Source organism: Serratia sp. K1WW1 (assembly GCF_055790865.1).
Window position 1 is genome coordinate 3,536,874 of record NZ_CM147697.1, and the last position, 12,491, is coordinate 3,549,364.

A 12,491-nucleotide genomic window follows, 5' to 3' on the forward strand; every position below is an offset into this window, starting at 1 on the left:
GTTGTGGCAGAGAACGGAAGCCTCGTTCCTAAGCAGGAAGAACACCTTCCGGAAAAGGCAGAGAACGGAAAGTGTAATCTCGACACCGTTAAAGCGGAACGCATCTACTCGATCACCAAGTAGCTTGAGATCCACTCTGAGTCGTGCCCACGACAAGAATTGAAATCATAGATGGTTCAAACAAGGAACCCCAGACTGGAAAAGAGTGAAAAATTATCTATACTCGATAGAGTAAAATCATCTCAACAACCAGACCGACATAAGGAACGAGGCGATGTAATTGACATCACAGGGAGGGGAACAATTCAATTCATCGTTTTAATGGTCTTGAGGTGACTATGTTTGTGATATTATTACGATCACTGACTAATTATAGTTGGTTGAGAATACTCGTATTGGCACTGATTTGTAGTTCCGTAGGTTCTGGATTGACTTTTATCATGGTTTTTGGCGAGTTGGCCAGATTGAACGCAGAACCGTCTTCCTTTGCCTTGGCATTTATTCTGTCCACATCCCCCGGTTTTTTGGGAAGTATTGTAGGAAAGTATCTGCTTGCACGTATTGAAGCAAAGTATTGCTTCATGATCGCTGAATGCATCGGCGCACTGGGTTTGATTATTCCCTGGTACGGATTAACTCATGACTCTGTTACCATCCTGCAACTTTCTGGTGTTGCCTCATCGGTATCAGCAGGGATCACCATTCCTGCCATTAATCATTATACCAAAGCTAAACTTGCGCCAGAAGATATTGGTGCTGGTGCAGTTATCGACACGTTGGTATTTGCTTGCCAGGTTTTATTTGGTATTGGTATTGGCGCATTCCTTTATGGTACCGTTCAGAGTAACACCTACTTGTTAGCTAATCTGCTCAGCTACATTATCGCCATCATATTTATACTCTCACTGCCAACGCTGGCGAGTCATTTCGAACAGAATGTATACGCTCAAGGATTGTCTAAAAGCTTGTCACTGAAACAACGTGCCAGCCTATATTTATTGCCGGCACTGGCAATAACCGGAGCGCCAGCAATGTCGCTCCTGCCGACATTGGTCAACAATGAAAGCGAGCATAATAAAACACTTCTTTTCCTATTGTTCGCACGCAGTCTTGGACAGCTTCTTGGGCCATTTCTGGTCAAGGAAGAACGTTACAAAAATCAGTCTCCATTATTTATCATTGCGTGTATGACGGCATTTGTTGTGTTTTATTTATTCGTTCCTCTGACACCATTCCTGAGTATCTCATTAATACTTGTTTTTTCTGCTCATGTCTTTTCAAATATCATCTATAGCCTTGGCTGGTATAGTTTATTGACAAACTTTGACACCGCACAGGTCGCAGCAGCCTCTGCCAATAGCTACAGAAAGCAGATTATTGTCGGTGCAGTGATCAGCATGATGGCAGGTATACTGGCTGACAGAGTAGGCAGCACTTTGGCACTTGTTATTTGTTCAATTACAGGGTTAGTACTCTCTACTTTACTCATTTTGTATGTAAAACGTCAGTCTTAATTTCCTAAAAGAGCCGGCATTGATTGCCGGCCTTGGCTTCAGCACTTATGAAAAAAACCGGCAACGGAGCAACGCATATTATCCCCGGCACTGACATCAACCTTCTTGATGCAATGGGAATAGTTTGGCTTTATGATCACAAGGCGATTGGGTTTAGGATAAATAAAGGTTCCGACGCCAGATTCATTAATACTTCGCTCACGGATAGTCCAACCAAACTCCGGTCCAACAGCCCCTCCTGTTATACCTGACATGCGTAGAACTTCTTCAGATGCATTGTAGGTTTGTTCAGACAAACCCGCACTGGAATCAACCGGCGTGTTGATGACACAAAGCTCCCCTCCCCAATTAGGCCGCCATTCAGGATGCGCATAAAATATGTATGCACCTTTATATTGTGCATCATCCTCATGCCAGCCCAGTCCGCTACCTGCGGGATACAGGAAAGTTGTGAGTGAAAACGCATTCCAGTCTTCTCCTAGGAAATTACGTATTTGTGAAATTATAATGTTGATCTTTTTACTTAAAATATCAATACCTGCAGTAATGACATTGTCATCCACCATGGTTTTTTCTGTCAGCAATGAGTAAAAATAGCTAACACTCACCAGCGGTTCGCCGTCGGTCATCCTCCATGATTTTGACCATCCCTGAGAATGGACGAGATAATAACTCTCAAATTGCATATATAGCTGTAGGGCAAAGAGTTCATCCCTACTCAAAAAATCATCAAAAATTAGATAGCCTTCCCCTTCAACGGTATTACTCATAATGGTTTCTCCGAATTGAAATGTTTATCCGTCTCACTTTCTGATTTCCATTCTTCGATGAGTGATTTCCATGGAGGTAAGAAGGCGTCTTTAACGCTATATAAACGTGCGGCTAGATTAACTCGCATCATTATTGCAGAGTCTAATGCCTCATTTATCCATGTTGTTCCTTCAGGCCGATACTCGCCTGAAAGATATTGTGCTACTTTACGACGATACTTAACAATTTCCCCGTAAACATAACAAGCATTGAAAGCCTGGGTATAACTAAAAGTTCGATCTTGCCGTTGAGGAAAATCGACAATCGACTCCCCAATAGTTCCCAGACAATATTGATCACCATGAAATGCGTTGAAAGTATGTACTTGATGATGTAGTGCTTCGTGATAAAGATTTTCGACGAATCCAATGAATCCATATTCTCTTGGAAGCCGATGGTACGGAGGAACAAAAAAGAGTGTAGCATCAGAGATGAAGGTAACATGTGGCAGTTCGTAAAATGAAGCACTTCCATTATTGCTGTTTTCATTCTTAGGGATCAACCAAACTAAGGTTGAAATAAAATCGGCGATGAATACCATTTCATTTTCGTATAACGAAGAAAATTTATTCATGCCTTCATTGAGGAATGCCAATCGATTATCACATACTGGTATGCTGCCGACATCAGAAATCCCCATCAGCAATGCCATTGCCTCTCCTGCTTCCGCATTTGCCCAGTGAAATGACCAATTTCCTAAGCTAATCTTTGAGACGTGTTGTCGGGATAATGTAAAACTACATGTATCGCGCATGGCCTGATCGCGAACTTGTGCACAAACAGGAGGCCACTTTTCTTTGATATCGTTGTGAAAGGTCGATTCCTCGCAGCATGCGTAGTAATCATTGAGCATATCGGTTCCACTATAGGAAAGTATTGACATTTCCCCCTCCCGCTAATAAGCATTGATTTCTTTCAAAAATTCAAAGTTTACCCGCTCTTTGCTAGGTAAAGAACTTGGGATAAAAAGCGTATGGCGGTAGGTAACTTTTGAAAGTAATGTCTCGATATCAGAAAGCTCACCTTGTAACTTATCCGCACATTGTCCATTTTTAGTTGAGGCGCTCAACAAGAAAAGCGGAGTATTAGCGGGATAATGCTTTAATAGCTTCGACTTCAAATACTTGACTTTATTTGAGGCCCGAGGTGATGAGTAATCCGTATTGGCATTCCCAATAGAGCATACATGGTAAATAAAATAATTGACACAGGGATCCATTGCATAATCATAGATAATCAACCGATTAACATCGAGTATACTGCCTCCTTCTTCCAGCGGATCAATACCAATATCATTGATCATCGCGTCGAAACTTGAAATACCAGGATAACAATGAAAAGTAAAAGTCCCATCCTGAGATAATTTCTGGAGTAATTGAACGATCGTCACGCCGATTCTGGGGTGCCCTGGGACGATAAGGGCGACATGTTTACACTCAGTAAGCACATTTGTGATATGCTGAATAATTCTGGTGTAATTATTAATATCAACTCCGCCATCTTCATATAAATATGAGAGGTCCTCATGGAGTATTTCATGCTGGGAAAGATATTCTTTTAGACCCGCAATGTCTCCGATCCAGAGAACCCGATCCACACTCTGAATGACGGAAAAACCTTCGGTGGTAATTTGATTGACACCTAACATGCCACTGCCGATGACAGAGATTATGTTCATTAAAATTCCTTTTAAAAATGCCTCAATACGAGATTGAGGCATGGAATATTTAACTAGAAACCACCGATGACCTTAGCCAGGTTCATAGGGGCAGCCGCCTGCAACCGTGGATGCAAGGCCTTGGTGGAATCAAAATCACCAATCACCTTAGCCAGGTTCATGGGAGCGGCCGCTTGCAAGCGCGGGTGTAGTGACTTTGTCGAGTCAAATCCGCCAATGACCTTAGCGAGATTCATCGGTGCTGCAGCTTGCAAACGTGGGTGCATTTTTACGTTAACTTTTTCCATGAATATAACCTTATTTTCTAATGAGTTAATGAAATTTGTTTTTCAAATCCAACTTCTCAGAATTACTGGTATTTCATTCATTAAAAGTGACTTACTAGCGTCTATGCATCAGTAACCTTGCAAATACTACGGCATAGACAAGATACAGTTATAGTGTATTTTTTGATCAAATCAATAACAATTCATAAACTTTTTTGACGTAAAAAGTTACGGGTAAGGTCTGGAATTCGGTCGCATAAAGGCGTTGCTGGACACGCCATTTATACATCTATCTAGCTGATATAATTATTAAATATTCTTTATTGTTATATCGAGTTTGGCATTAGAATTTTGGGGATATGAGGGCTAGTGCTACGTGTTCATTTTTTGATACTGCTCACAAATTTATAAACTAGCATGCTTATTAAAATGGAATGGGAAATAGCCAAAAAGGAAACCAATACCCTGCAAACAAAGTTGCTTGAACAGGCACGTCAGGAACAGAGATTGTGGCCTCGAAGGTGTGAGTAGAGGTTTCCGCTTTTGACAGAGAACGGAAAGGGGGATTCACCACATCGTGAGGAAGGATCTCACCTGGCCGTCTCCCCCAGCCAACCAGCCGAGATCTGCCGTTTACGTCCATTTCCGAGAAATACAGAGAGCGGAAAGGACGATCGTGGAACCAAGAAAGCAGATCGCACCATCGGTTGCCCGCACAGAAAACAGGCGTCGCCAATGCAAACGGAGTAATATGACACGAAAGAGGATGAACCTAGAAACAGAGGGTTCGTGTTCACCAGGCCAACTGAGAATTGCGGAGCGTGATGATGATAAAGGACAAGCACACCCGAACTCCCAAATACCTGCTGATCAATTATGCACTTGCTATGTTGCTTTATGCCATTCTATTAGGGGGAGCCATCTATGACAAAATGATCGTGGGGAATACGGGGGTTTATTATGTCATTGCACTGACCCTCAGCTTACTCTTATTTCCCTTCTCTCGTTTCTGTATTGAAAAAATTGCCTTGATGTTTATTCTGGACTACCGGTTTTTTCCAGGAAACTGTCGGTAAAAACGGTCTGTAGGCGATCTTTTACAAGTTCTGTTTTGCCGTTGCCATTCCATTAGGGGGGGGCTACCTGATTTACCAAGTCTTTAATAAATATCCTCCGGCATTGCCGGAGGTTTTTCATATGCGCCTCTAAGGCTCTCTTGCCAGCCGCGCCCTAACAGGCGCATCGCGATCTGACATTTGCATCTATGGATTACTTACGGCTCGTAAACGGGCTACCTGGATACGGGATCAACAACTGCTCACCCATCTTATCCTCTTCCAATTAGTGCTTTATGTATTCTTGTATTCTGGCTATATTTTTACCAACCGTATCAACATAATACCCTCTGCACCAGAACTCCCTGTTACGGTATTTGAACTTCATGCTCATAAAGCATCAGGCTACTCTTTCCCTTCAGATATCCCATAAAACCCGACACACTCATCTTCAGTGGGATTTCCAGAAGCATATGGATGTGATCCACACAGCATTCTGCTGCTAGAATATTCACACTTTTCCATTCGCACAGCTTTCTTAAGATGCTGCTAATCGCTTTACGTTTTTCCCCGTAGAACACCTGTCTTCGGTACTTCGGCGCAAAAACTATGTGATATTTACAGTTCCATCGCGTGTGAGCTAAGCTCTTTTCGTCCCTCATAGGGACCCCCTTTTGATTTCTTGTTGAACGTTTGCAGTTGCCAGACCGTAAACTGTTTTAACAAATCAAAAGGGGTTTTTATAACTGGCTCAAAGCTGAAAGCTTTACGGAACCTCCAGCCTCTAGCTGGAGGTTTTCTGTGCACAAAAAGGGGAACACGCAGTGCGCATTCCCCTTTAATTAATACTAACCGTTAGCGTTGGCCGACGGGGTGAGCCAGTTCATTATGCGGTAATTGCCGATAATGTTCGCGCCAGGCCTCGCCCTGCGGCAGCAGCCAAATGCGCTGATGCAGGCGTGACAACGCCACCGGATCGCTTAACAGCTCAAGGCGTTTGGCTTTTGCCAACTTCTCTGGCCCTACTTCCAGCGCCTCGTTCACCCGCTCTTCCCGCGTCCGATCAATAATGGCGCGCAGATGGTGACGAGCCGTTGCCAGCGCGGCAGCCAAAGCGTTGTAGGACGGGTCCACCGCCGCATGCATAAAGCCATTGCGCAAGGCACGCTGGCGATTAAGCTGCAGATAGGTGTCTGTGGCAACCAGCTCACGCGGCGGATCGTACTCTTCCGGGATCAGGAACAGCTTGGCTCGCTTGCTCTTGAGACCGAGCGTAGCGCGGCTCGACAGCGCCGAAACAAACGGTGACAGGATCAGCGAGAAGACGATCGGTGACAGCCACCACAGGAAGTTCAGATCCAGCAATGCCATGCCGCCGCCCCAAACCAGCCCCAGCAGCATTTGCGAACCGTGACGCTTGAAGGCTTCGCCCCAAGGGGTGTCATCATCATCACGCTGCGGCGAATTCCACACCACTTCCCAGCCCAGGAACGCGCTGACCACAAACACGGTATGGAACAGCATGCGCACCGGCGCCAACAGCACTGAGAACATCACTTCCATCAGCATGGAGATCAGCAGCCGGATCGGCCCACCGTACTGCTTCGAGCCTTTCGCCCAGACCAGCACGATGCTCAGCAACTTCGGTAAGAACAGCAGCACCATGGTGGTGGAGAACAATGCAATTGCCAATTCTGGCTTCCACTGTGGCCACACCGGGAACAACTGCCGGGGTTGCAGGAAGTATTGTGGCTCCACCAGGGTATGCACTATCTGCAAGGCAGTGGACAGCGCCAGGAACATAAACCACAACGGTGCCGACAGGTAGGACATCACGCCTGTCAGGAACACCGCGCGGTGTACCGGGTGCATGCCTTTTACCAGGAACAGGCGGAAGTTCATCAGGTTGCCATGACACCAGCGGCGGTCGCGTTTCAGCTCGTCCAGCAGGTTAGGCGGTAACTCTTCATAACTGCCCGGCAGATCGTAGGCGATCCACACGCCCCAGCCAGCACGACGCATCAATGCGGCTTCCACAAAGTCATGGGAGAGGATGGAACCGGCAAACGAGCCCTCACCCGGCAACGGTGCCAACGCGCAGTGCTCGATAAAGGGTTTCACCCGGATGATGGCGTTATGACCCCAGTAATGGGATTCGCCCAACTGCCAGAAATGCAGACCAGCGGTGAACAACGGGCCATAGAGGCGCGTGGCGAACTGCTGCACACGGGCATACAGCGTATCCATGCCTGAGGCTTTTGGCGCAGACTGGATGATACCGGCGTTCGGGTTGGCTTCCATCAAGCGCACCAGGCCGGTGAGGCACTCGCCGCTCATCACGCTGTCCGCGTCCAGGATCACCATGTAGCTGTACTCACCGCCCCAACGACGGCAGAAGTCGTCGATGTTGCCGCTCTTGCGTTTCACGCGACGGCGGCGACGGCGGTAGAAGATACGGCCGTGGCCCTCAACATCGCGGCACAGCTCCATCCAGGCTTTCTGTTCGGCGACGCAGATATCGGGATCGTAACTGTCGCTGAGCACATAGATATCGAAATGCTCCAGCTGACCAGTCGCCTTCACCGACTCATAGGTTGCCCGTAATCCGGCAAATACCCGTTCGACGTCTTCGTTACAGATCGGCATGATCAACGCGGTACGGTGCGCTGGATCGATCGGCTCATCACCTTTGATAGTCGAAGAGATGCTGTATTTATCTTTGCCAATCAGCAATTGCAGGAACCCCATCAGCGCCGTCCAGAAACCGGCAGAGACCCAGCAGAACAGAATGGCAAACAGGATCAGAATACCGGTCTGCAAAAGATAAGGTAATATTTGCAACATCGACTGCATCAGATCCTGATCGAACATGGCGATAGGATCGATCAGCGCCCAGCCCTGATAAGGCAGGATGGTTTTCATGTACCAGGTGGCGATGCCGGTTTGCACCAACATCAGGATCAACAGCACGTAACGGCGCATTGAACCGACAATACGCCAGCGGTTTTCCGCCTCGGCTTCTTCTTTGCTGGCATGACGATTGTGCGTCTTACGGCCCAGCAGAGTATCCCAGAAACGCCCCACCGGGTTGGTGCGCCAGGCTTCAGGGAACATGGTGGTCCGTTTTACCGGCGGCGTGGCTTTCAGGATGGTGCGCCCTTCCGGGTCACAATCAAAATCGTCGTCATCGACAGCATCCGGCCAAGCCTGGCTGATGCGCGCCTTGACCGAGGCCAGGGCAATGTCATCGGCAGGCAGCGACGCCACATTGACATCAGAGGCTCCCATCTGACGATGCAAAGCCTCCAGTGCCGGGGTATCACCCGCCATCACTTGTTGTTTGAGCACCCCTGACCGCTCATCGGTCAGGGGCATTGCCGCAAGATATTCCTGGGCGGTTTCAGTAGACTTATTCATTGGCAGGTAGCTGATAGCTCCAGGTTTCCGTCAAGGTCTTGTCACCGTTGACCAACGCAGCACGCATTTCTACCGGCTGTTTCTCGTCTTTCACTTTCAGACGCACCGTCAAACGCCAACCTTTGGTAACCGGATTATAGCGAACGCTGTTTTCCACCATTTCGCCGTTGTCACCAATACTGATCTGAGAAGCCACCGGCGTATCGGCATCCAGCGCTTTCAGTGCCGGGCCGACGAAGTCAACCAGGAACGCCACGCTGCCGTCCGGCTCGCGGATCAGGTTTGACTGCTTCACATCACCGGTTGAACGCATGGTTTTACCCACGTAGCCGATATCCTGTGAATGCAGCTTCTCTTCGTCGCGGGTGAAGTACAGGCGGTAGTTCAATGCCAGCGGCGTTTTTGCATCAGGCAACACGTCCGGCGTCCAGAACGCCACGATGTTATCGTTGGTTTCATCCGCAGTTGGGATCTCTACCAGCTCAACCTTGCCTTTGCCCCAATCGCCGCGCGGCTCAACCCAGGCGCTTGGACGCAGATCGTAACGATCGTCCAGGTCCTGGTAGTCACGGAAATCACGGCCACGCTGCAGCAGACCAAAACCTTTCGGATTTTCGATGCTGTAAGTGCTGACGGACAGGTGCTTAGGATTGTTCAGCGGACGCCAGATCCACTCGCCGTTACCGGCATGGATAGACAGACCGTTGGAGTCATGCAGCGCCGGGCGGTAATTCAGCGTTGGCGAAGGATTGCTCGGCCCGAACAGGAACATGCTGGTCAACGGTGCCATACCCAACTTGCCCACTTTGTCGCGCAGGAACACTTTGGACTGGACATCTACCGTGGTATCGCGGCCGGGGTAAACCACAAAACGGTAAGCGCCGGTAGCACGTGGGGAATCCAGCAAGGCATAAATCACCAGATGTTTGTCGCCCTGCTTGGGACGTTCGATCCAGAACTCGCGGAAACGCGGGAACTCTTCGCCAGATGGCAAGGCGGTATCGATAGCCAGCCCACGGGCAGAAAGCCCATAAACCTGCCCTTTGCCCACCACGCGGAAATAGCTGGCGCCCAGCATGCTCATGATTTCGTCGTTCTTATCCGCACTGTTGACCGGATAGAGCACTTTAAACCCGGCGAAACCGAGTTTCTTCACCGAGTCGGGATCGTGCTTGACGGGGCCAAAGTTGAAATAGTCCGGGCTGTATTTAATCTCTTTGACGGAGGTGGCCGTGACCTCGTTGATGGTAACCGGCGTGTCGAAGTACATCCCTTGATGGTAGAACTCAAGCTTGAAAGGGGTTTTCAGCTTACTCCACACGGCTTTATCGTGATTGAACTGGATCTGCTGATAGTCCGCGAACTTCATATCGCGAAACTGAGAAGGAAGGTTGCTCTTCGGGGCTTCAAAGCCTTTTCCTGCCAGATCCTGTGCCTGTTTGGCCACATCGTCGATAGAAAAAGCCCATGCCTGCGAACTCAACAACGTGCATAAAACGGTAGCACCTAACCAACGTACGCTCGTGGCGCGTGGTTTTTTTGATAATAGATTTACTAGCACATCCCCCCCTATTCGTGTGCTCAAAATATTCAAAATCCATATTAATGGATTATTCTGCTCGCCGACAACATGATAAACGTGTGCTGATGTTTACGGCTTAGAGTTTAAGCAGTTGTGCAGCGTAGCAAGCCGGGCTCCAAGACGCTATGGAAAAATGTCGGTCGCTATAGTAGGGTTTGAGTTTGCGATTACCCCATTGCCGACTTATTAAGCGGGTTTACACTCCTCTGATGCAACCACCAGCGGTAACCTATGACTAACAGCACTAACCAGCGCGAGTTTTTCCTGGATTCGATCCGGGCCTATTTGATGCTGCTGGGCATTCCTTTTCATCTTTCTCTGATTTACTCCAGCCACTCGTGGGCGGTGAACAGCGCGACCCCGTCGTTTTCGCTAACGGTGCTGAACGACTTTATTCACGCCTTTCGCATGCAGGTGTTCTTCATTATCTCCGGCTATTTCTCCTACATGCTGTACGAACGCTATGACAGCCACCGCTGGTTGAAGGTACGCCTGGAGCGGGTTGCCATTCCGCTGTTGAGCTCTATCCCATTGATTACCCTGCCACAGTTTTTTTTACTCAAGAACTACACCGATAAGTTAACCGGCTGGGATGATTTTACCCCTTATCAAAAAATAAACGTGGCGGTTTGGGAGTTGGTCTCCCATCTGTGGTTTTTATTAACCTTGTGCTTATTGACCTGCGCCTGTTTTTATCTGTTTAAAAAAATTAAGGCGATAAAAACGCCGATGGTACCGCGGCCAATAAATAAAATGACCAATCTCAGCAATATCTCATTGTGGTTTTTATTGTATGCCTTTATATACGGCGTGTTTCATCGCATTATTTTAATCACCGCCCCGCATTTACTGTCTAACGGCCTGTTCAACTTCGTGGTGATGGAAACCCTGTTCTACCTGCCGTTCTTCATTGTGGGTGCCTACGCGTTTAAGTACTCATGGCTGAAAGCGGTGTTCCTCTCGCCCTCGTGGCCAGCCGTACTGGGCTCACTGCTGCTGTTGGTAGCCTACATGCTCAACCAGAAACTGCTGGCGCACAGCAGCTTTGGGTTTGAACTGGAAATCATGATCAAAGCCGTGCTCGGGGTCCTGATGGCCAACGTGGTGTTCGCATTTGGCCATGCGCTGCTCGATTTCCATTCGCCTCGCATTACCTATCTGGTCAACGCCTCGCTGTTTATCTATCTGGTTCACCATCCGCTGACGCTGATATACGGCGCCTTCGTGACCCCGCTGATCGAGAATAATCTGCTGGGTTTCCTGCTGGGCCTGGTGTTCGTCTTTGCTTGCGCCTTCCTGTTATATGAGTTGCACAAGCGCATCCCGCTGTTACGCTTCCTGTTCTCTGGTAAAGCCTAACCTCCCGTGTAAGGGCGTTGCTTGCTGCGCCCTGCAAACAGAATGTGGCCCTCTGGCAGGAGGCCGCATGCTGCGCCCGCTTAGCTATAATTGATCGGTGGTCAGCGCACATATTGCTCAACCTATCGCGACCCGTTGATGCAAAGTTGTGCTGGAGCATATTGCGGTGAGTTGTTATAACTACAGTGCATAAGAAAAAATCCACATCCCTGCCTTACGGTAGCGATTGGGCTCACGAACCCTAAGGGATGGCGCATCACCATCGCGTGCGCCGGTAACATTTCCCTTCCGTCACGACAGAGAGGATTTTTAATGACCGATAAACCAACCGCGGCAACCGAAGCCGTAGCAGAAAACGCCACACTGCTGAAAATCTTGGGTAGACTGCTGTCCGCACTGGATTCTTCCATCAGCGGCAAAGATCGCAGCGTATTGGTAACCGAGCTTTCCAGCCTCAACCTGGACGGGATCTCCGAGGCCGAAAGGAAACTGGCAGCCGAATTAATCAAGCGTGCCCTGCAATCACTCGATCACTAACCTCCCGCCTGCAAACCATTAAGCCTCCTGCTGGGGGGTTAATGGTTTTTCATCAATAACCTGTTTCCTACCGTCCTCAATGATCTGATAAATAGGTACAAAAGCCGCAATACTCAAATTTCACCTCTCTTTTCATCAAATTTTGCGGCAAGTAGCCATAATGACAGCGTTTTTTGGCAATCAGCCTTGGCGTTGCACAGGAAAAACAGGCTATCATGACCCGGCGACTTTGCTTTGGCGCCCCCCCTTTCAGCTCAACTCGCAGGAGAACAT

The 12,491-nt window shown here is 48.4% G+C and carries 10 protein-coding genes and 1 pseudogene; 4 read left to right on the forward strand and 7 right to left on the reverse strand.

The window, feature by feature from the left end:
* The first annotated feature begins 428 nt into the window (after positions 1 to 428).
* Positions 429 to 1,514 (forward strand): MFS transporter, encoded by a 1,086-nt coding sequence (locus tag ACX9GU_RS16035; RefSeq protein ID WP_473192194.1) that lies wholly within the window; start codon positions 429 to 431, stop codon positions 1,512 to 1,514.
* A 38-nt stretch (positions 1,515 to 1,552) separates the two neighbouring features.
* On the opposite strand, the gene ACX9GU_RS16040 is transcribed toward ACX9GU_RS16035, so the two are convergent.
* The 4 genes from ACX9GU_RS16040 to ACX9GU_RS16055 are packed head-to-tail and all read right to left on the reverse strand — an operon-like array spanning position 1,553 to position 4,289.
* Complete coding sequence (locus tag ACX9GU_RS16040) at positions 1,553 to 2,284, reverse strand: 2OG-Fe(II) oxygenase (protein ID WP_071680525.1); 732 nt, start codon at positions 2,282 to 2,284, stop codon at positions 1,553 to 1,555.
* Positions 2,281 to 3,207 (reverse strand): hypothetical protein, encoded by a 927-nt coding sequence (locus tag ACX9GU_RS16045; RefSeq protein ID WP_473192195.1) that lies wholly within the window; start codon positions 3,205 to 3,207, stop codon positions 2,281 to 2,283. The genes ACX9GU_RS16040 and ACX9GU_RS16045 overlap by 4 nt, the downstream gene beginning before the upstream one ends.
* A 12-nt stretch (positions 3,208 to 3,219) precedes the next feature.
* The gene (locus tag ACX9GU_RS16050; RefSeq protein WP_473192196.1) at positions 3,220 to 4,002 is read right to left on the reverse strand and encodes an SAM-dependent methyltransferase; all 783 of its coding nucleotides are present in this window, start codon (positions 4,000 to 4,002) and stop codon (positions 3,220 to 3,222) included.
* Positions 4,003 to 4,055: 53 nt separating this feature from the next.
* Entirely contained in the window at positions 4,056 to 4,289 is a 234-nt protein-coding gene (locus ACX9GU_RS16055) for a hypothetical protein (protein ID WP_419793224.1), read from the reverse strand.
* A gap of 803 nt (positions 4,290 to 5,092) precedes the next feature.
* Between ACX9GU_RS16055 and ACX9GU_RS16060 the strand changes: the two genes are divergently transcribed.
* Complete coding sequence (locus tag ACX9GU_RS16060; protein ID WP_473192197.1) at positions 5,093 to 5,344, forward strand: hypothetical protein; 252 nt, start codon at positions 5,093 to 5,095, stop codon at positions 5,342 to 5,344.
* A gap of 193 nt (positions 5,345 to 5,537) precedes the next feature.
* On the opposite strand, the pseudogene tnpA reads toward ACX9GU_RS16060, so the two are convergent.
* The 3 genes and pseudogenes from tnpA to ACX9GU_RS16075 all read right to left on the reverse strand — a co-directional run bounded on the left by tnpA (position 5,538) and on the right by ACX9GU_RS16075 (position 10,301).
* Positions 5,538 to 5,985: pseudogene (gene tnpA / locus ACX9GU_RS16065) on the reverse strand (IS200/IS605 family transposase).
* 193 nt (positions 5,986 to 6,178) lie between these two features.
* Positions 6,179 to 8,740, reverse strand: a complete 2,562-nt coding sequence (gene mdoH / locus ACX9GU_RS16070; RefSeq protein ID WP_473192198.1) for a glucans biosynthesis glucosyltransferase MdoH — start codon at positions 8,738 to 8,740, stop codon at positions 6,179 to 6,181.
* Positions 8,733 to 10,301: a glucan biosynthesis protein G gene (locus tag ACX9GU_RS16075; protein WP_081050633.1), complete on the reverse strand. Its 1,569-nt coding sequence runs from the start codon at positions 10,299 to 10,301 to the stop codon at positions 8,733 to 8,735. The genes mdoH and ACX9GU_RS16075 overlap by 8 nt, the downstream gene beginning before the upstream one ends.
* A gap of 252 nt (positions 10,302 to 10,553) precedes the next feature.
* On the opposite strand from ACX9GU_RS16075, the gene mdoC reads away from it, so the two are divergent.
* Positions 10,554 to 11,681 (forward strand): glucans biosynthesis protein MdoC, encoded by a 1,128-nt coding sequence (gene mdoC, locus ACX9GU_RS16080; protein WP_473192199.1) that lies wholly within the window; start codon positions 10,554 to 10,556, stop codon positions 11,679 to 11,681.
* Between the two features lie 312 nt (positions 11,682 to 11,993).
* Positions 11,994 to 12,218 (forward strand): hypothetical protein, encoded by a 225-nt coding sequence (locus ACX9GU_RS16085; RefSeq protein WP_021178338.1) that lies wholly within the window; start codon positions 11,994 to 11,996, stop codon positions 12,216 to 12,218.
* Positions 12,219 to 12,491: the final 273 nt, after the last annotated feature.

Excerpts from the sequence above, each read along its gene's own strand:
- ACX9GU_RS16040 (WP_071680525.1), bottom strand. The coding sequence starts at position 2,284 with ATGAGTAATACCGTTGAAGGGGAAGGCTATCTAATTTTTGATGATTTT.
- ACX9GU_RS16045 (WP_473192195.1), bottom strand. The coding sequence starts at position 3,207 with ATGTCAATACTTTCCTATAGTGGAACCGATATGCTCAATGATTACTAC.
- ACX9GU_RS16050 (WP_473192196.1), bottom strand. The coding sequence starts at position 4,002 with ATGAACATAATCTCTGTCATCGGCAGTGGCATGTTAGGTGTCAATCAA.
- ACX9GU_RS16055 (WP_419793224.1), bottom strand. The coding sequence starts at position 4,289 with ATGGAAAAAGTTAACGTAAAAATGCACCCACGTTTGCAAGCTGCAGCA.
- ACX9GU_RS16060 (WP_473192197.1), top strand. The coding sequence starts at position 5,093 with ATGATGATAAAGGACAAGCACACCCGAACTCCCAAATACCTGCTGATC.
- mdoH (WP_473192198.1), bottom strand. The coding sequence starts at position 8,740 with ATGAATAAGTCTACTGAAACCGCCCAGGAATATCTTGCGGCAATGCCC.
- mdoC (WP_473192199.1), top strand. The coding sequence starts at position 10,554 with ATGACTAACAGCACTAACCAGCGCGAGTTTTTCCTGGATTCGATCCGG.
- ACX9GU_RS16085 (WP_021178338.1), top strand. The coding sequence starts at position 11,994 with ATGACCGATAAACCAACCGCGGCAACCGAAGCCGTAGCAGAAAACGCC.